The organism is Micromonospora sp. NPDC047187, from assembly GCF_040643355.1.
Lineage (GTDB): Bacteria > Actinomycetota > Actinomycetes > Mycobacteriales > Micromonosporaceae > Micromonospora > Micromonospora salmantinae.
In genome coordinates, this window is record NZ_JBEYUF010000004.1 from 158,676 (window position 1) to 176,874 (window position 18,199).

At 71.7% G+C, this 18,199-nt stretch carries 17 protein-coding genes and 1 pseudogene; 7 read left to right on the forward strand and 11 right to left on the reverse strand.

Annotation, left to right across the window (positions count from 1 at the left end; all coding sequences use genetic code 11):
* Nucleotides 1-70: 70 nt before the first annotated feature.
* The 3 genes from ABZ794_RS09950 to ABZ794_RS09960 form a co-directional block, all read right to left on the reverse strand.
* A complete protein-coding gene (locus ABZ794_RS09950) occupies nucleotides 71-1,204 on the reverse strand; it encodes a hypothetical protein (RefSeq protein WP_357515081.1) in 1,134 nt (377 codons plus the stop codon).
* A 227-nt stretch (nucleotides 1,205-1,431) separates the two neighbouring features.
* Complete coding sequence (locus tag ABZ794_RS09955; RefSeq protein WP_357515083.1) at nucleotides 1,432-2,616, reverse strand: hypothetical protein; 1,185 nt, start codon at nucleotides 2,614-2,616, stop codon at nucleotides 1,432-1,434.
* Entirely contained in the window at nucleotides 2,613-3,143 is a 531-nt protein-coding gene (locus ABZ794_RS09960; protein WP_112726603.1) for a SigE family RNA polymerase sigma factor, read from the reverse strand. Before ABZ794_RS09960 ends, ABZ794_RS09955 begins: the two co-directional genes overlap by 4 nt.
* Nucleotides 3,144-3,284: 141 nt before the next feature.
* Here ABZ794_RS09960 and ABZ794_RS09965 point away from each other — a divergent pair, with 141 nt between their 5' ends.
* From ABZ794_RS09965 to ABZ794_RS09980, 4 genes are read left to right on the forward strand one after another with little or no spacing between them, the layout of a single operon-like run.
* The gene (locus tag ABZ794_RS09965) at nucleotides 3,285-5,054 is read left to right on the forward strand and encodes a proline--tRNA ligase (RefSeq protein WP_357515085.1); all 1,770 of its coding nucleotides are present in this window, start codon (nucleotides 3,285-3,287) and stop codon (nucleotides 5,052-5,054) included.
* Nucleotides 5,055-5,111: 57 nt separating this feature from the next.
* On the forward strand, nucleotides 5,112-5,537 hold the full coding sequence (locus tag ABZ794_RS09970; RefSeq protein WP_030487636.1) for a CBS domain-containing protein: 426 nt from the start codon (nucleotides 5,112-5,114) through the stop codon (nucleotides 5,535-5,537).
* 35 nt (nucleotides 5,538-5,572) lie between these two features.
* Nucleotides 5,573-6,001, forward strand: coding sequence for a SufE family protein (locus ABZ794_RS09975; RefSeq protein WP_124858574.1), 429 nt, complete (start codon nucleotides 5,573-5,575; stop codon nucleotides 5,999-6,001).
* 20 nt (nucleotides 6,002-6,021) lie between these two features.
* Nucleotides 6,022-6,663: a DsbA family oxidoreductase gene (locus tag ABZ794_RS09980; protein WP_357515088.1), complete on the forward strand. Its 642-nt coding sequence runs from the start codon at nucleotides 6,022-6,024 to the stop codon at nucleotides 6,661-6,663.
* Between the two features lie 74 nt (nucleotides 6,664-6,737).
* On the opposite strand, the gene ABZ794_RS09985 is transcribed toward ABZ794_RS09980, so the two are convergent.
* The 6 genes and pseudogenes from ABZ794_RS09985 to ABZ794_RS10010 all read right to left on the reverse strand — a co-directional run bounded on the left by ABZ794_RS09985 (nucleotide 6,738) and on the right by ABZ794_RS10010 (nucleotide 10,944).
* Complete coding sequence (locus tag ABZ794_RS09985; protein WP_210782198.1) at nucleotides 6,738-7,286, reverse strand: YbaK/EbsC family protein; 549 nt, start codon at nucleotides 7,284-7,286, stop codon at nucleotides 6,738-6,740.
* 95 nt (nucleotides 7,287-7,381) lie between these two features.
* Complete coding sequence (locus ABZ794_RS09990; protein ID WP_210782138.1) at nucleotides 7,382-7,576, reverse strand: hypothetical protein; 195 nt, start codon at nucleotides 7,574-7,576, stop codon at nucleotides 7,382-7,384.
* Between the two features lie 37 nt (nucleotides 7,577-7,613).
* The gene (locus ABZ794_RS09995; RefSeq protein WP_238687911.1) at nucleotides 7,614-8,396 is read right to left on the reverse strand and encodes an NAD(P)H-binding protein; all 783 of its coding nucleotides are present in this window, start codon (nucleotides 8,394-8,396) and stop codon (nucleotides 7,614-7,616) included.
* A 78-nt stretch (nucleotides 8,397-8,474) separates the two neighbouring features.
* Complete coding sequence (locus tag ABZ794_RS10000; RefSeq protein WP_210782134.1) at nucleotides 8,475-9,128, reverse strand: GAP family protein; 654 nt, start codon at nucleotides 9,126-9,128, stop codon at nucleotides 8,475-8,477.
* A 51-nt stretch (nucleotides 9,129-9,179) separates the two neighbouring features.
* On the reverse strand, nucleotides 9,180-10,568 hold the full coding sequence (locus tag ABZ794_RS10005; protein ID WP_238687913.1) for an MFS transporter: 1,389 nt from the start codon (nucleotides 10,566-10,568) through the stop codon (nucleotides 9,180-9,182).
* 59 nt (nucleotides 10,569-10,627) lie between these two features.
* Nucleotides 10,628-10,944: pseudogene (locus tag ABZ794_RS10010) on the reverse strand (hypothetical protein).
* Nucleotides 10,945-11,106: 162 nt separating this feature from the next.
* On the opposite strand from ABZ794_RS10010, the gene ABZ794_RS10015 reads away from it, so the two are divergent.
* Together ABZ794_RS10015 and ABZ794_RS10020 are read left to right on the forward strand one after the other, a co-directional pair.
* On the forward strand, nucleotides 11,107-15,579 hold the full coding sequence (locus ABZ794_RS10015) for an HAD-IC family P-type ATPase (protein ID WP_357515298.1): 4,473 nt from the start codon (nucleotides 11,107-11,109) through the stop codon (nucleotides 15,577-15,579).
* 171 nt (nucleotides 15,580-15,750) lie between these two features.
* The gene (locus tag ABZ794_RS10020; RefSeq protein ID WP_357515092.1) at nucleotides 15,751-16,551 is read left to right on the forward strand and encodes an MBL fold metallo-hydrolase; all 801 of its coding nucleotides are present in this window, start codon (nucleotides 15,751-15,753) and stop codon (nucleotides 16,549-16,551) included.
* A 66-nt stretch (nucleotides 16,552-16,617) separates the two neighbouring features.
* On the opposite strand, the gene ABZ794_RS10025 is transcribed toward ABZ794_RS10020, so the two are convergent.
* On the reverse strand, nucleotides 16,618-16,959 hold the full coding sequence (locus ABZ794_RS10025) for a hypothetical protein (RefSeq protein WP_357515094.1): 342 nt from the start codon (nucleotides 16,957-16,959) through the stop codon (nucleotides 16,618-16,620).
* 126 nt (nucleotides 16,960-17,085) lie between these two features.
* Between ABZ794_RS10025 and ABZ794_RS10030 the strand changes: the two genes are divergently transcribed.
* A complete protein-coding gene (locus tag ABZ794_RS10030; protein ID WP_238687915.1) occupies nucleotides 17,086-17,673 on the forward strand; it encodes a DUF4259 domain-containing protein in 588 nt (195 codons plus the stop codon).
* A gap of 32 nt (nucleotides 17,674-17,705) precedes the next feature.
* On the opposite strand, the gene ABZ794_RS10035 is transcribed toward ABZ794_RS10030, so the two are convergent.
* A complete protein-coding gene (locus ABZ794_RS10035; protein WP_238687916.1) occupies nucleotides 17,706-17,945 on the reverse strand; it encodes a hypothetical protein in 240 nt (79 codons plus the stop codon).
* Nucleotides 17,946-18,199: the final 254 nt, after the last annotated feature.

Below are 18,199 nucleotides of genomic sequence, written 5' to 3' on the forward strand. Positions count from 1 at the left end.
GACGACGGGCGGAACCGGCCACCCCCGTGAGTGGCCGGTCCCTCGTGCCCGGTGACGCTGCACCGGGAGTTCAGCCCAGCAGACCACCCCACGGCTGGCCGGCAGGCACCGACGCGGTGGCCAGCACCCGGCCACTGGCGGCGTACCGGACCAACCGGTACGCCGGCGCGCCGTCGGCCGGCGTCGCCGCGTTGATCTGCACCACCAGGCCGCCGTCGGCCAGGACGACCCCGTCGACGGCTTCGCCGTGCCCGGTCGCCTGCTTCCACGCCGAGTCCAATGGCGCCAGCTCGATGGCGGCCCCGCTGACCGCGTCGAGCCGGTAGTTGCGGAACCGCTCGCTGCACCCACATCCCCCGGGGCTGGTCGTGTGGGCGCTGATCACCAGCGTCCGGCCGTTGCCGGAGATCGCCGCCACCCCACCAATGACGAGGCCGGCGGGGAGGCGCGGGCTGATCGCACGTCGGACGCCTCGCTCGTCCCCGATCGCCACGGTCTGCGCGCCGACCTGGGCGATCCATCCGCCGGACACCGTCGGGCACTTCGGGTAGTGGGTGGCGAGCACCTTCTGCCCGGTCCCGTCGGCGTTGACCGCGATGAGCGTTAGCTCCTTCTCCCGCCCCAGGCCGTACAGCACCCGCCCGGAGTCGAGCCAGCTCGGCGCGCAGGTCTGCTGACCCTGGGTCGGGATGACGTGCCGCTTCGTGCCGTCGAACGCGCTGATCACCAGCTGGCGGGCGGACCCTTCCACCCAGGCCGCCCGTCGGCCGTCCGGCGAGACGGCGAGCGGGCCGTTGAGGGCTTTGCCGTTCTCGGGACGGCCCGAACGCACCACCTGCCACGTCCCAGCAGGGGTACGCCGCCAGATCCGGGCCGGGTCGTTCTGCTTCTGGCCGTGCTCCTCGGCGGTGTACCAGGTCAGCTGCGGCCACTGCGTCGAGCCGGCCGCCGGGCGGGCCGGCGCGACAGCCGGGGCCGCATCCTGCACGGAGCCGCCGGTGCCGGCGGCCGAGGTGTCGCCGGCCGAGGGAGCGGCGGTGGCGGTGGCCGATTCGGCCGGAGCGGGCACGGCGGCCTTCGGGTCGGCGGTGCCGCAGGCAGCCGCACCGAACGCCAGGAGCAGCAGGGCTGCGGTACCGGCGATCGCGCCGGAACGACGGGCCGAGGCGGGACGGGTGGTGTAGGTGAACGGGCCGAGGTTCATCGTTTCCATCCTTTGTGGAGGCTCACAGTGCCTGACACCACCCAAGACGAGCCCCTGGCCCTGGCGAGTTGCCGCCGCAGCGCGCTACTACCTGACAGTCGGATCCGCTCGCACCGGCAACCTTTTTCGCAGTTCACCGACCGTGATCAACACCGATTCGCCGGCGGTGCTCAGACGCAGAAGGGGCGGGCCTCCCGAGGGTGACCCGCCCATCTCGCGCCGATCGGTCAGTCGACGACGGCCAGGATCTGCTCGTTCTTCAGACTCGCCGGCTCTGCGGTCTCGGAGATCTTCCTGCCGTCCTCGTCCACCAGCAGCACGGCGTACCCGCTGCCGTCCTGGACCCGCACGACCATGGAGCCGTCCGACTGGAAGTAGACCTGCCGTAGGGTGCGCCCACCCAGTGCCAAGGTGACCTGCTTGCCAGTACGGGTGTCCAGCACCGCGTTGGCCCACAGTTCACGAGCGATGTCGCCGGATTCCTCGCCGGGTTTCCTCCGCAGCAGAGCAATCCGAGAGCCGTCCGAGGACAGGCTGGCAATGTCGTGGCTGCGCCAACCGTTCATGGAGAAGCCGGGGACAACCCGCTTCTTCGTGCCGTCCGCGGCATAGAGGGTGATCCCAACATCGACGGCCATGGCGATGGTCCGACCGTCCGCCGACCAGAGGGCGTGACAGCCGCCGGGCCGCCCGGGCCACCAGGTGACTGTCTTCTTGTCGCTGAGGGTGTCCAGCACTCCGTGCCGACCGGACTCACCCGTCCCCATCGCCGCCACGAACAGCAGGTGCCGCCCATCCGGTGACCAGACCGGGGAGCAGTCGCCCGCCACGTCCGAGCGCATCTCCTGCCGGTCGGAGCCGTCGGCGTCGGCCACGACAAGGGTACTTTCGCCGCTGTCGTCGCGGTCCACCCAGGCCACCCGGCGCCCGTCCGGCGAGATGCTCGCGTTGCCCTTCGCCGCGAGCTCGGGCAGAGCCAGCAGACTCACCGGGCTGTCGCCCGGACGCCAGGACCGCAGGTTCGCCATCTCCGCGTCGGTCACACTGGCCGGGCCGTAGAAGAGCTTTCCGAACTCCACGGTCGGGTTGTTCGTGCCCGACCCGCCGCTGGGTGGGGCGCCGGGGGTGTCGCCGGCGCTGGTGGAGGGCGTCGGGGTGGGGGACGCCGACGGCGTCGGAGTCGCGGTGACCGATGGGGTGTCGGCGGGCAGCGGGGTCGGGGACTGGTCCGGTCGGATGGCAAAGGCGGTACCGGCCGCTGCGGCGATCAGCACCAGCGCGGCTGCCGACGTGGCCACCGCCCGTTGGATGCCGAGCCGGCGGGACGTACGCAGGGTCCGGTCCCGCAGGTCGACCGAGGTGACCTCGTCGGCCAGGGCGGTCAAATCGAGCCGGAGGCGCTGGTCGTTCATCGGGTACTCCCTTCCAGGACGTACAGCTCGGCGAGTTCGGGTGCGACGGTGCGCAGCCTGGCCAGTGACTTGGCCGTCTGGCTCTTCACGGTGCCGATCGTGACGCCGAGCAGGTCCGCCGCCTCCGCCTCGGTGCGGTCCTCGAAGAACCGCAGCACCAGCACGGCACGTTGCTTCGGGGAGAGCTTCGCCAGTGCCGCCCGCAGGGTGAGCCGCAGACTGGTCTGGTGGGCGTGGTCCGGGGCCGAGTCGCCTCCGCGTGGCTCGGGCAGGTCGCCCGGCATCGACTCGGGTACCCGGCGCCGACGCCACCAGGACACCTGTAGGTGGTACATGGTCTTGCGGGTGTACGCCTCGGCGTTGCCGCTGTGGTGCAGGCTGTTCCAGGAGCGGTGGGTCCGGGCCAGGGCCGACTGGACGAGGTCCTCGGCCAGGTGCTGGTCGCCGGTGAGCAGGTAGGCCGAGCGCAGCAACGCTGGCGTGCGGGTACGGACGAACGAGTCGAACTCACTCAGCAGAGGGTCCACACGGGCCAATCCTTCAGGTCGGGGTACGAGGACTTGGTGTCCTTGCAGACGCCAGCAACGGCGCCGATGGTTGCCGGCATCGGGTCCGGCTCGGATCGAAATGGATCGCTCATCCTGCCGCACCGGCCGTAGGCTGCGCGGATGCTGCTACGCATGTCGACCCTGTTGCTGCGGACCCTGCGCGAGGATCCGGCCGACGCGGAGGTGCCGAGCCATCGGCTGCTGCTGCGCGCCGGCTACATCCGTCGTGCCGCACCGGGCGGCTACACCTGGCTGCCGCTGGGCAAGCTGGTGCTTGATCGGATCACCGAGGTCGTCCGCGCCGAACTGGTGGCGATCGGCGACCAGGAGGTGCACTTCCCGGCGCTGCTGCCCGCCGAGCCGTATCGCACCAGCGGCCGGTGGACGGAGTACGGCGACGACATCTTCACCCTCGCCGACCGGCGCGGTGCCGAGCACCTGTTGGCGCCCACCCACGAGGAGATGGCGGCGCTGCTGGTCAAGGACCTGTTCACCTCGTACCGGGACTTCCCGGTGACGCTGTTCCAGGTGCAGACGAAGTTCCGCGACGAGGCGCGGCCGCGGGCCGGGTTGCTGCGTGGCCGGGAGTTCCTGATGAAGGACGCGTACTCCTTCGACCTGGACGAGGCGGGGCTGCGGGAGGCGTACGGGCGGCATCGCGCCGCGTATCAGCGGATCTTCGATCGGTTGGGGCTGGACTACACGGTGGTGCGGGCGATGTCCGGCGCCATGGGCGGCTCCGCGTCGGAGGAGTTCCTGGCGGCGACGCCGGTCGGCGAGGACACCTTCGTCGGTTGCACCTCCTGCGACTTCGCGGCCAACACCGAGGCGGTGGCCACCCGGGTGCCGAGCGCCGGTGACCCGAGCGCGCAGCCGGCCGTCGAGGTGCACGACACTCCGGAGACCCCGACGATCGCCAGCCTGGTGGAGTTGGCCAACGCGCGCCGGTTGGGCGGTCGGGACGGCTGGACCGCCGCCGACACCCTGAAGAACGTCGTGTTGTCAGTTCGTCGGCCGGGTGCCGACCGGGCCGAGCTCCTGGTCGTCGGGCTGCCCGGTGACCGGGAGGTCGACCTGAAGCGGCTCGGCGCCGCACTGCACCCGGCACAGGTGACCGTCTTCGAGGAGTGGGCCGAGCATCCGGAGCTGGTTCGCGGCTACATCGGACCGCAACTGCTCGACAAGCTGGGCATCCGCTACCTGGTCGACCCTCGGGTGGTGACCGGGTCTGCCTGGCTGACCGGGGCGAACGAGCCGGGCCGACACGCGACCGACGTGGTGTGCGGACGGGACTTCACCCCGGACGGCACCATCGAGGCGGCCGACGTCCGCGCCGGCGACCCCTGCCCGGAGTGCGACGCCGGCGAGCTGACCATCCGGCGGGGCATCGAGATCGGGCACATCTTCCAGCTCGGCCGCCGCTTCACCGACGCCTTCGCTGTCGAGGTGCTCGGGCCGGCCGGCAAGCCGGTCCGGCCGACGATGGGCTGCTACGGCATCGGGGTTTCCCGGGCGGTGGCGGCCGTGGCCGAGCAGCACCACGACGACCGGGGACTGGTCTGGCCGGCGGCGGTCGCGCCGTGTGACGTACACCTGGTGGTTGCGGGCAAGGGCCCGCAGCTCGACGCGGCGCTGGAGCTCGGCGGGCGTCTCGCCGCCGCCGGCCTGCGGGTGCTTGTCGACGACCGCACGCACGTCTCGGCCGGGGTCAAGTTCACCGACGCCGAGCTGATCGGCATCCCCCGGGCCGTCGTGGTCGGCCGCCGGCTCGCCGAGGGGTACGTCGAGCTGCGCGAGCGGGCCGGCGACGGGCGCACCGAGTTACCGCTGGACGGTCTGGTGGATCGACTCGTCCACGAGGTACGCCAGGTTCGTGCGAGCCTGGTGTAGCTGCCGCGTCACAGGGTAGTGCTGTCGGATCGGGTGGAAACGTCTTCGGAGGCTCTCATGACCGGTTACCGGGTCAGTGACGTGATGACCAAGCAGGTGGTGTACCTGCCGGCCGAGACCACCCTGGACGAGGCGGCCAGGGTGATGAAGGAGGCCGACATCGGTGATGTGGTGGTGACCGACGGCGCCAGCCTCGCCGGCATGCTCACCGACCGGGACATCGTGGTGCGGGCCGTGGCGGAGAACAGCTCGCCTGCGGCCACCACCATCGGCTCGATCGTCACCCGCGAGGTCGTCATGATCGAGCAGCACTGCACGGCGGGTGAGGCGGCGGCGCTCATGCGGGATCGGGGCATCCGACGGGTGCTGGTCTGTGACAGTGACCGCAAGCTGGTGGGGATCGTCTCGCTCGGCGACCTGGCCATGCAGCTCGACCCCACCAGCGCGCTCAGCGAGATCAGCGAGCAGTCGCCCACCGTGTGACCGGGCCCTCGGGACGACGGCGGTAGCCTCGACGCATGGCTGACATGCCGGCCCGACTGGCCGAGATCGTCGACGAGTTCGCCGCCGCGCCGCGCGACCTGGTGCTGGAGATGCTCCTGGAGTACGCGGACGTCATCCCGGCGCTGCCGGAGGGCGCCGCGGAGCGCGAGGGCATGGAACAGGTGCCCGAGTGTCAGACGGCGTTCTTCCTGCGCGCCCGGGTGACCCCGGAAGGCACAGTGGAGACGCTCTTCGACTGCCCACCGGAGGCGCCCACCACCCGGGCGTTCGCCGGGATCCTCGCCGAGGGGCTGGCCGGGGCGAGCGCCGAGCAGGTGCTGGCCGTGCCGGACGACCTCTATCAGCGGATGGGGCTGGCGCAGGCGATCAGCCCGCTGCGGATCCGTGGCGGCACGGCGATCCTGGGCCGCCTCAAGCGGCAGATCCGGGAACAACTCGGCTGACCGCGAGGTTGCCACCGATCATGGAGATCGAGATCTACGCGGACGTCATCTGCCCGTGGTGCTACATCGGCAAGCGCCGCCTGGATGAGGCCCTCGCCAGCTACGAGGGCGAGGTGACGGTCCGCTACCGGCCGTTCCAGCTCGACCCGTCGCCGGTGCCGCAGCCCCTGCCACTGGTGCAGGCGCTGGCCGGCAAGTTCGGCGGCCCGGAGCGCGCCCGGCAGATGGTCGACCACGTGACCCAGGTCGCGGCGGCCGACGGGCTGCGGCTCGACTACGACCGCGCGGTGATCGCCAACACCTTCGACGCGCACCGGCTGGTCTCCTGGGCGACCGACCAGGGCAGGGCGGCCGAGATGGTGGAGGCGCTCTACCAGGCGCACTTCAACCACGGAGTCGACGTCGGCTCGCGGGAGGCGCTGGCCGCCCTGGCCGGTGAGATCGGCCTCGACGCGGTCGACGCGCGCCGGTTCCTCGACTCCGACGAGCGCGTCGCCGACGTCGCCGCCGACCTGGCCGCCGCCCAGGATCTGGGCATCACCAGCGTGCCGACCTTCGTGCTGGCCGGGAAGTACGCGGTCTCCGGTGCGCAGGAAGTGCAGACGTTGCTCGCCGCGTTCGCCGAGGTCGAGCAGCGCGAGTCCGCAGCGCACTCACACTGAGTCACCGACGACCGGACGTCCGACATTGATGATCACGATGTTTCACGTGCAACAACATCGATGCCGATACCTGGTCAGACCGGCCTGGCCAGCCCTTCCACCACCTGGGCTCCCGGCAGCGCGCCCAACGCCGGCCCCGGCAGCGCAATCTTGCTGTGCCGTACGCCGGACCCGACGATCACGTGCGGTGTGGCGATGACCCGCGCGTCCACCAGGATCGGCCACTGCGCCGGCAGCCCGATCGGGGTGATGCCGCCGTACTCCATGCCGGTCAACTCGACAGCGTCGTCCATCGGGGCGAAGCTCGCCTTGCGGACGTCCAGCGTCCGGCGGGCCACCCCGTTCACGTCGGCCCGAGTGGTAGCCAGGATGATGCAGGCCGCGTAGCGCACCACGCCCTCACGCTTGCCCGCCACCACGACACAGTTGGCCGACACGTCCAGCCCCACCTCGTACGCCGCGCAGAACGCCGCGGTGTCGGCGAGGTCGGCGTCGATCGGCGCGACCAGCACGTCGTTGACGTCCACCGGCGCGTCGGCCGGCCACTGCGCGATGGCCTCCGCGACCGGCGGGGCGAGCAGATCCAGGCGGGCGCGGGCCGGTTCGGTCTTCAGCGTTCCCATCACGGGTGCGATCCTCGCATCCGCGACGCTGAACCGCCCGGCGGCTCCCCGGCCCCCCGGCGACGCCAGCGGCCCGGGCCGGATCGATCCGGCGCTCAACTGCCCGCGAGGAAGGCGTTGTCGCTCATGAAGGAGCGGTCGCGGGCAGCCGCCAACTCCTCCTCGCGCTGGGCCTTGGCCCGTTGCAGCTCCAGATCCTCGAACGCGTGCCGGACACCCAGCCGGATCACGCCGTAGAGGAAGACGAAGCCGAAGACGTAGAGGATCACAGTGGTGACGACAGCGAACATGGCGTCACGGTAAGACGAACGTGAACCGTTGTTGCTCTCATTTCCGGCCGGTTCCCCCGTACGTGTCGGCCAGGTGGTCGGCCCAGGTACGTACGCCCCGGGGCAGTGCCTCGGTGGCCAGACCACCGGCCCGCAGCTCGCGACCGAGCCGGCCGGGAATCCGCACCGGCAGCAGCGGTCGGCGCGAGCCTCGGGCCGCTCGCCACGCCCGGGCGGCCTCGTCGAAGCGGAGCACCTGCGGCCCACCCAGCTCCTCGATGCCGCCCAATGGTCCGGCGACCAGTCGGGCCGCCAGCCGCGCCGCCACCTCACCCGGGTCGACCGGTTGGGCGAGCACCGCCCGGTCCCCGATCACCGGGCCCAGCCGCGCGCTGGCGGTCAGCATGTCGTCCAGGAACTGGGGGAACTGGGTGGCCCGCAGCACCGACCACGGCACCGGACCGGCCGCGATCACCTGCTCGGCGGCGAGCTTGTGGCGGTAGTACGGAATCGGCACCCGATCAACCCCGACGATCGAGATGTAGACGATGTGCCGCACACCGGCAGTGCCGGCGGCCACCACCAGTCGTCGGGTGCCCAACACATCCACCTGGTAGGTCTGCCGACCCCGAGGCGCGGACGCCAGGTGCAGCACGGCGTCCATCCCGGTCACCGCCTCGGTCAGCCCGTCCCCGGTGACCAGGTCGGTCACCACCCACTCCACGTCCGTGCCGGCGGGTGGCCGGCGGCTGGTTGCCCGGACGCCGATCCCGTCGTCACGCAACCGACCCAGCACCGCACGGCCCAGAGTGCCGGACGCCCCGGTGATCAGAACCTTCATCTCGTCCTCCTTGGAACCCGTCCGACCCTTCCTGGTGTCGACGAAACGACACGCAATCCCGTGACGGCATGCGGCGGCTCACCCCGACCGGATCAGGTCCAACACGGTGAGCAGCGCGAAGAACGCGATCACGATCTCGTTGACGATCCAGGCGTGCCCCTCGGCCCATTCCCGCATCCGGGTCAGCACCCGAGATGCCCTGCTCCCCAACAGCAGCAACGCCAGCAGAGGCAGCGCGAGCAGGAGCACTGTGAGCAGCACGAACGGCACCAGGTGCCACCACGGCAGATCATGTCGGGCCACGCTCGCCCCGACGGTGGCCATGGTCAGGTCGTCGGTCGGCGTCGCCACGAAGAGCAGCGCACCCAGCCGCAGCGCCTGCGGCGGACCGGCATGCTCGATGCTTCCCAGCCAGCGCGGCGGTCCGGAGCGGCCCCGGCGGACCCAGATCAGCACCGCCAGGCACACCAGCAGGGCCAGCACCACCAGGTCGATGGCGGGGCCGCGATCGACCTTCCCGGCGACGGCGCTGGCGTCGGCGACCACTCCACCCACCAACTTGGTCAACAACCAGGCCACTGTCACCCCGGCGGCGACCACCAGCCCCGCGCCGGCGAGGAAGCCCAGCGACGCCGCCCGGGGCCGATCCGACGAGGCCAGGAAAACGGCCACCACCAACTGCGTCCCGGCGACCATGACCACGGCGAGCGGAAGAATGGTCAGGAGGTTCATCGTCCGCCATCCTTCCGGCACGAGCGGGCGGGACGCGGCGGAATCCGCGGATCACCCGGCCGGTCGTACACCCCCGCCCACCGCGACCCGGCCGGCCAGCAGCGCCCCGAGCAGCGCCAGCCCAGCGGTCACCACGAGCGTCGTCGTGTAGCTGGCCGGGCCCGGCGCACTTCCCGCCGCCAACACGGCCCCGGTCAGCGCGAGCACTGTCGCCGCGAAGAGAGAGTCGCTCAGTTGCAGTGACGAGCTGTTGCGGCCCTGCTCACCCGGTGCGGACAACTCCAGGGTGAGCACCGACAACGACGGATAGAGCAGCCCCATGCCCAGACCGGCGACCGCCCAACCGAGCACGGCGACAGCCACCGGCAGCTCGGGCCGGACGGCCAGCGCGACCGTGGCGGTGCCGACCGTGATGCAGATCAACCCGGCACGCGGCAGGCTGGCCCGCGACACCGGCACCGGAATCCGGCCCTGCAACCAGGAGCCCGCCGACCAGGCCAGCGCGCCGACAGTGAGGACCAACCCGGCAGCGGTCGGCGAGAGACCCCGTTCCCGGGAGAGCATCAGCGGGATGACCACCTCGGCGCCGACGAAGGCCGCCGACGCCAGACCACGCAACCCCACCACGGTGGGCAACCCGCGCGCGGCCCGGAGGAAACCGGCCGGCAGCAGGCGCGGGGCACAGACCAGCAGGCCGACCACGGCGAACCCGACCAGCACCACTGCGGTGGCGCCGCGCTGCTGTCCCCCGATGTGCAGCAGTGCGGCACTCACCGCGGCCCCGCACGCCCAACCGATCCGCGCGGCCGCACCTGCCGGCGGGCTCGTCGCCGCACCCCGGGCCAGCGACCGCAGGCCGGGGTGGATCAGCAGCACCGCCGGCACCGCCACCGCCGGCACCGCCAGGAAGACCCACCGCCAGCCCAGGTACTGCACGATCAGGCCGGCAACCGCCGGCCCGACAAGCGACGGTACGACCCACGCCGCCGCGAACGCCGCGAAGATCCGCCGGTGCAGCTCCTGCGGGTACGCCTGCCCGACGATCACGTAGAGCGCCACCGAGAGCAGCCCGGAGCCGAAACCCTGCACGACCCGCCCGACGACCAGCGCGCTCATCACGGGGGCGGTCCCGGCGATCAGCAACCCGACCACGAACCAGGCGACGCCGTGCCACATCGGCCCCCTGGGACCCCGCGCGTCGCACCAGATGCCGGAGACCACCATGGCCAGCACACCGGTGGCGAACGGACCACCGAACGCGATCCCGTAGAGCGCCAACCCGTCCAGGCTGCGCGCGACGGTCGGCATCGCCGTACCGACCGCCAACGCCTCGAACGCGAGGAGTGAGATCAGCGCGACGCTGCCCACCGTCATCGCGCGCAGCCGCGGTGCGAAGAGTCCCGGTGCGGCGGGTGTGGTGGTGACGGCTGTGCTCGGCATCGGCCGAGCATGCGACTTCAACCCTGATTCATGTCAACCGTCCGGTGACCCGGCTCTCGTCAGGCGTCCTGCAGCGCCTCCCCGACACCGCGCACCAGCCCGGAAAAATGCTGGTCTGCCAGCAGGTGACCAGCGGTGATCACCACAGCGATCGGCCACTCGATGACCTGTAGCGCGGCGAGCACTCCGAGCCCGGCGTAGTAGGCGACCTTGTCCGGTGGCGGCACCGCCACCTCACCCACCATCGGCAGTTGCACCCGCCGGTTGTACATCGAGACGTTCTCCCGTGAACCGTTGAGATGTCGCGTCAGTGTGCTCATGCCGGCCTCCCCATGTCCGGTGATGGTCGTCGGGTTCCACAGCCCATCCCGTCCATGCGCCAGCGACGGCGGAAAATTCCGCCACTCAAGGGGCATAACGGATGGCAGGTCGGGAAGCCAGGCCGCCGGACGTGAGTGCGGTGGGAGGACGACATGGCCAAGGTCAGGACGAGCGGCAACAGGGAGCCGGGCCGGCGCCCGTCCAGCCGTACGCCTCGATGACGGCGGCGGGTCGCGCTGCCGGCCGCATCCTGCCGTCCTTCGGCGTGCCGCATCTGGTCGGCGAGGCGTCCCGGTCGGTCAGCTCGGCCGCGGTCCGGCTGGCCCGGACGGCCGGGCTGACGCGGCGTCGGGTCTGGTCCCGGCCGGGCCGGCACCACATCGAGGTGCACGGTGTCTGCCAGGACGGTGGCAACCGGCTGGCCCGTCAGGTGGAGGGCGCGCTGGAACGGATGCCCGGGGTGGCCTGGGCCCGGGTCAACGCACCCTCCGGCCGGGTGGTGATCGCCGTCCAGACCCCCGAACCGACGTTGCGCGACCTGATCGCCACCATCGACCGAGTCGAGCGGACCTGCGACCACGAACCGGACCCGGAGATCCCACCGCCGCACCCACCGGAGGAGGGGCCGCGCACACCGCGCACCCTCGGCGCGCTCGCCTCGGACGCACTGGGCCTGACCATCTCGGCAGCCACCCGGATCCTGCCGTTCGCGCCGCTGCCCGGCGAGGTGGCCGGCCTGCTCTCCGCTGTGGATCTTCAACCGAAACTGCACGAGTTCATCGGCAGACGGCTGCGCTCCGACCCGCGCGCCGACATCCTGTTTCCGCTGGCCGAGGCGGTGGTGCAGGGCTTGACCGGCCGCTGGACGGGCATCGTCCTGGACGGTGCCCAACGGGTCGTGCAGTGGGGTGAGGATCGGGCCCAACTCTCCGCCTGGGAAAAGGCCGAACCACGGCTGACCGGCGACGCCGAACGAGCCACCGCCCGCTGGCCGGTGATCGAACGTCCGCGGCCGAAGCCGGACGGCCCGGTCGAGCGGTACATCAACCGCATGCTCGCCGCCGGTGCGGCCGCCGGCGCGGCGGCGGTGCCGTTCGCCGGGCCGAAGCGGGCCACCGCGCTGGGCCTGTCCGCGCTGCCGAAGGCGCCGGGCAGCGGCCGCGAGGGGTACGCGGCTCAGCTCGGCCGGATGCTGGCCCGGCGTGGTGTGATCGCGATGGACCGGAGTGTGCTGCGCGAACTGGACCGGATCGACACGCTCGTGCTCGACGCCGCCGTGCTCGGCTCGGACCGGGGCGTCCTGGCCGATCTGGCGCCGGCGTCCGACGCGGACGTCGACCAGGTGGCGGAGCGGGCCTTCGCGTTGTTCGACCCGGACGACCCGTCCGCCTCCCGGACGGCGGACGGCTGGCGGCTCGGGCCGCTGGACCGGATGCCCGCGAACGACCCGGACGCCATCCCGGACGCGGCCCGGCTGCGCTCCGCTGGCGGCCAACTCCTCGGCCTCTCCCACGGCGACCGGCTCGCCGCCCTGTTGCGGGTCGAGCCGGAACCCGCGCCCGGCGTCGACGGCCTGCCCTCCGCCGCCCGACATGCCGGCCTGCGGCTGCTCGTCGCCGGCGGCGACGAGCAGCGGTACGGCTTCGCCGACGCGATGCTCCCCGGCGGGGACCAGTTGGCCGAGTCGGTACGCGCGTTGCAGCGCGACGGCGCCGTGGTGATGCTGGTCTCCGCGGACCGGAAGGCACTCGGCGCGTCCGACTGCGGTCTCGGGTTCGCCGCGCCGGAGGAACTGCCGCCGTGGGGCGCGCACCTGCTGGTCGGTGCCGACCTGCGGGTGGTGGCGCTGGTGATCGAGGCGACCGGGGTGGCCCGGCGCACGGCCCAGCAGAACATCCGCCTGGCCATGGCCGGCACCGGTCTCGGGGCGTTGGGCGCGTTCACCGCCCCACCGACCCAGCTGCCGCACCGGGCGCTCGTCGCGGTCAACGGCGCGGCCGGGCTGGCCTTCGCCAACGGGGTCTGGCAGGCCCGCCGGTTGCACGACCAGTCCGACACCCCGGTGCCCGTGGCAACCGCCTGGCACCTGATGCCGGTCGGTACCGTGCTCGACCACCTGCGTTCCACCCCGGACGGCCTGGCCAGCGCCGAGGCGCAACGCCGACGCCACGGTTCCGGTGACAACGGCGGCGCCGGACCCGGACGTGGTGGCCTGCTGCGTGCCTTCGTGGACGAGTTGTCCAACCCGCTCACGCCGGTGCTGGCCGCCGGGGCGGTGCTTTCCGCGTCGTTCGGCTCACTTGTCGACGCCGCGTTGGTGGGCAGCGTGGTCGGTGGGTCCGCCCTGATCGGGGCGGTGCACGAGCGCAACACGGAAAGGTCGCTGGCGGAGCTGCTGTCACGGTCGGCGGTGACCGCACGGGTCCGCCGGGACGGTGCCGAGCAGGTTCTCGCCGCCGAAGACCTGGTCCTCGGGGATGTCATCGCCCTCGAACCGGGCGACTCGGTGCCCGCCGACTGCCGGGTGCTCGAGTCGGTGGGCCTGGAGGCCGACGAGTCGTCGCTGACCGGTGAGTCGCTGCCGGTCGCCAAGTCCAACCGACCGGTGGTCGCCGCCGCCATCGCCGACCGACACTCGATGCTCTACGAGGGCACCACAGTCGCCGCCGGGCACGGCACCGCAGTGGTGGTGGCGACCGGCAACGACACCGAGGCCGGGCGCAGCCTCGCCCTGGTCAAGCAGGACCCGCCGGCCAGTGGGGTGGAGGCTCGGCTCGGCGCGTTGACCAGCGCCGCCATCCCGTTGGCGGCCGGTTCCGCGGTGGCGGTGGCCGGCGCGGGCCTGCTCCGAGGCGTACCCCTGGCCGAAACGGCGGCGACCGCCGCGAACCTCGCCGTGGCGTCGGTGCCGGAGGGGCTGCCGTTCCTGGTCAGCGCGGCGCAGCTGGCCGCGGCCCGGCGGCTGGCCGAGCACGGCGCGTTGGTCCGCAACCCGCGCACCATCGAGGCGCTGGGCCGGGTGGACGTGCTCTGCTTCGACAAGACCGGCACCCTCACCGAGGGCAAGCTGCTGCTGGCCGGGGTCGGCGACAGCGTCGGCGACCGGTACGCCCCGCTGGACCGGTTGGACGACCGGCTCCGGATGACGCTGGCCGCGGCGCTGCGGGCCACCCCCGCCGCGAAGAACCCGGAGGAGTTGGCGTTGCAGACCGACCGGGCGGTCCGTCGGGGCGCCGGGGAGGCCGGGGTGGTGGAGCAGACCGGCGCCGCCGGGTGGCGGGCCGCCGGAGGGCTGCCGTTCGAGCCGTCCCGCGGCTACCACGCGAGCATCGGACAGACCGACGGTCACCTGTTGTTGAGCGTCAAGGGTGCTCCGGAGACGGTGCTGCCGCGCTGTTCGTCCCGACGGATGGACGGTCGACAGGAGCCGCTGGACGACGCCGGCCGCGCGGAGCTGGAGCGGATGCTCGCCGACCGGGCCGGTGCGGGAAACCGGATCCTCGCCGTCGCGGAGTGCCCGGTGAACGACCCGAAGGTGACCGACTCCGACGTTCGAGGGCTGACCTTCGTGGGTTTCCTGGCCCTCGCGGACGGTGTCCGGGAGAGCGCAGCCCCGGCGGTACGCCGGATCCGGCAGGCCGGCGTGCACACCATCATGATCACTGGTGATCACCCGGCCACCGCAGAGGCGATCGCCGCCACCATCAGTGAACACGACGAACAGCGGGTGGTCACCGCCGCTGAACTCGACCAGTTGGACGACGACGCGCTCGCCGAGCGGTTGGCCAACACCGACGTGGTGGCCCGCTGCACCCCTGCGCACAAGGTGCGGATCATCCAGGCGTTGCAGAAGTGCGGGCGGACCGTGGCGATGACCGGCGACGGGGCCAACGACGCCCCGGCGATCCGGCTGGCCGACGTCGGCATCGCCCTCGGTCAACGGGGCACCCCGGCCGCCCGCGCCGCAGCCGACCTGGTGGTCACCGACGACCGGCTGGAAACCATCATCGCCACCCTGATCGAAGGGCGGGCGATGTGGTCGTCGGTGCGGCACGCGCTCAGCATCCTGGTCGGTGGCAACCTCGGTGAGATCGCGTTCAGTGTGCTCACCGCAGCGGCGACCGGCCGCTCCGCGCTCACCGGGCGACAACTTCTGCTGGTCAACCTGCTCACCGACCTGGCGCCGGCGCTGGCCATCGCGGTCCGGCCGCCCGCATCGGACCGCACCGACGCGCTGCTCCGGGAGGGCCCGGACACGGCGCTCGGCGAGAGCCTCACCAGGGAGATCGGGCTGCGGGCGGCAGCCACCACGCTGGGCGCGACAGCGGGCTGGACGTTGGCCCGCTACACCGGACGCCGTCAGCGGGCCGGCACTGTCGCCCTGGTCGCCCTGGTCGGCACCCAACTCGGGCAGACCATCCTGGCCGGCGGCACCAGTCCGGCCGTGCTGGCCTCCACGGCGGCGTCACTGGGCGTCCTGGTCGTGGTGGTGCAGACCCCGGGGGTGAGCCAGTTCTTCGGCTGCACCCCGCTCGGGCCGGTGGGCTGGACCATCGGGGCCGGGTCGGCGCTCGGCGCGACCTTCGCCAACGGCGCGCTCACCAAGCTGGTTGAACGCCTCCCGGAAACCCGCCCCAACCGGACCGAATCCGGTGCCGAGTCAGCGGCGGACGGTGGTTCCGCCAGCTGACGCGGACTTGGCACTCGGGCTGGAGTTGATCCCTCGACGGCGTCGCCGTCCGGATCGCGCGCTCCGACACCTGACCCGCACGCGTGCACTGGTCGGCCCGTCAGCGGCGTCAAGGGCTGAGCCGCATGCCGACGGCTCATCGGGGTACCGGAGCCGCAGGAGGTGGGCGCGATGGTGAAGCAACCCCAGGTCACGTTCATCGGTACCGCGACGACGGTGCTGCGGATCGGCGGCTTCACCCTGTTGACCGACCCGAACTTCCTGCACCGGGGTCAACGGGCGTACCTGGGCAAGGGGTTGTGGTCGCGCCGACGCACGGACCCGGCGCTGCGGATCGCCCAGCTCCCGGAGCTGGACGCGGTGGTCCTCTCCCACCTGCACGGCGACCACTTCGATCGGGTGGCCCGTCGGGAACTGGCCCGCGAGCTGCCCATCGTCACCACCCCCGCGGCGGAACGCAAGCTGCGCCGCTGGGGCTTCCGGGCCGCCCAGGGTCTGCCGACGTGGTCGTCCCGGGAGCTGCACCGCGACGGTACGACAGTGCGGCTGACCTCGATGCCCGGCCAGCACGGCCCGGGCGCACTGGACCTGCTGATGCCCGACGTGATGGGCACGATGATTGACGTGGAACGCTCCGGGCGGCGGGAGTTCCGGCTCTACGTCACCGGCGACACCCTCAACCGGCCGCTACTCACCGCGATCCCCGAACGCTATCCGGACATCGACGCGATGCTGATCCACCTCGGCGGCACGAAGGTCGCCGGGATCCTGCTCACCATGGACGCCCGCCAGGGCGCGGACCTGGTGGAGCTGGTCCGTCCACAGCTGACCGTGCCGATCCACTACGACGACTACCCGGTGTTCCGCTCACCGCTGGCGCACTTCGTCGACGAGGCCCGCCGCCGTGGCTGGGCGAAGCAGGTACGCACCATCGCCCGTGGCGAGACCGTCCCGCTCACTCCTACCGCCTGACGGCGGTGTCGGCTCCGGCGGCCCCGGCGGCCAGATGACAAAGAGCGGTATACCTCAGAGTCATATTCATACCCCAGAGTCACAACGCTCGCACCGAATACCTCGCCCCACCCCGACCTGCCGGCACGGATCGCCGGAGTACGCGAATCGCCGCCTGCCGGCGAACCGGCGGCGGCGATCATTGACAGGCGCGAAGGTCAGCTGCGCTCGGAGATGGCCTCGATGAGGTCGCCGACCGGGCGCTCCGGGAGGGAACTTGTGCTGGCCCATGGTGCGATGGATCTCGGCCGCGTCGTCGTCCGCGCCGATGGTCACCGCCTCGCCCTGGGCCAGCTCACCGGCCGTCACGGTGGCCGGGTCGCGACCCTCGGCCAGCACCTTCACCACGATGTCGCGGTCGGTCAGCATGCCCTTGAGCCGGTTGTCGTCGCCGCAGATCGGCAGCGCACCGACCCCCTACTCGGCCATCCGCTTCGCGGCCGACTTCAGGTCGTCTGGCGTCACTGATCTGCATCGAAGCAACTGGAGGCGAGGGTGCCCGAACGGCTGCCGCCGCTCGTGACCCACGTCCGTCGGCCAGCTTGGCTGTATCGATGGCTGTACAACCAAGCGCTCTCGCGCCTTGCGTCCGTCCCCGCTTGGCTTCATGATCCGCTCACCGGGAACGTGAAGGAGGAGCACATGGGCACCTGGGATGACGGCCCGTTCGACAACGACAGCGCCGCCGACTGGTGCGGTGACCTCCACGATGCCGATCCGCCTGCCCGGCCGGCAATGGTTCGTGCTGCTCTGACAACGGCAGCATTCAACACCGGGTACCTCGACCATGACGACGCCGCCTCGGCCATCGCCGCAGCGGCCATCGTGGCGTCTCCGATGCCCGGAGGAGACCCGATAACCTCGCCGTACGCGCCGGATTTCCTGCTTGCTGGTGAATCCCTCGACTTGGACGACGACCTGCCACAGTTGGCGGTCGGAGCACTTGACCGGGTCCTCGGCGACGACTCGGAGTGGCGGAGCCTATGGGGCGAGGCGGGAGCGAGTGAGTTCCCGCAGATCAACAAGCTCCGCGCAGTGCTGTCCGGTCCGCCCGAACTGCCCGGCCAGATCGCGATGCTTTAGGGACTGCGCGCCCCTGGGCGGTGATCTCCCCGTCATTCCGAGTCATCGACCCAATCCATGCTGGGGTCCTCTTCGTCGGGCGACGTTGTGATCACCTGGTCCCACGCGATGACAATCGCTGCGGCCTGCCGCTCGCTACAGGCCAAGCCGCTGAGCAGGACGTTGTTCTGATAGTCGAGGATCTCGAAGCGCCATCGATCGAGTTCCGGCCGGCGTTCCACCGTTGCCCAGAAGTGGCCGGAAAGATCGCTGGGGAACACCTCGTCTGGCACACACCGCTCCTCTGCCTCAAAGCCCATCTCCGCCGTGAGTCCGCACATCGTGGACCAGGCCAAGGAACGGCTCGCGGCCGGCGAGGTGTGGTCGGATCTGGACCTGGTCTCCTGCTCGACCAGGGCGAGGAGCTGCGGACGGTGATGGAGCTGCTCGGGCACTCCACGATCCGGATGACGGCCGACACCTACGGCCACGTTCTGCCGGCGCGGGGCTCGTCGGGCGGCCCCGGCCATTGACCGGATTATCGGCC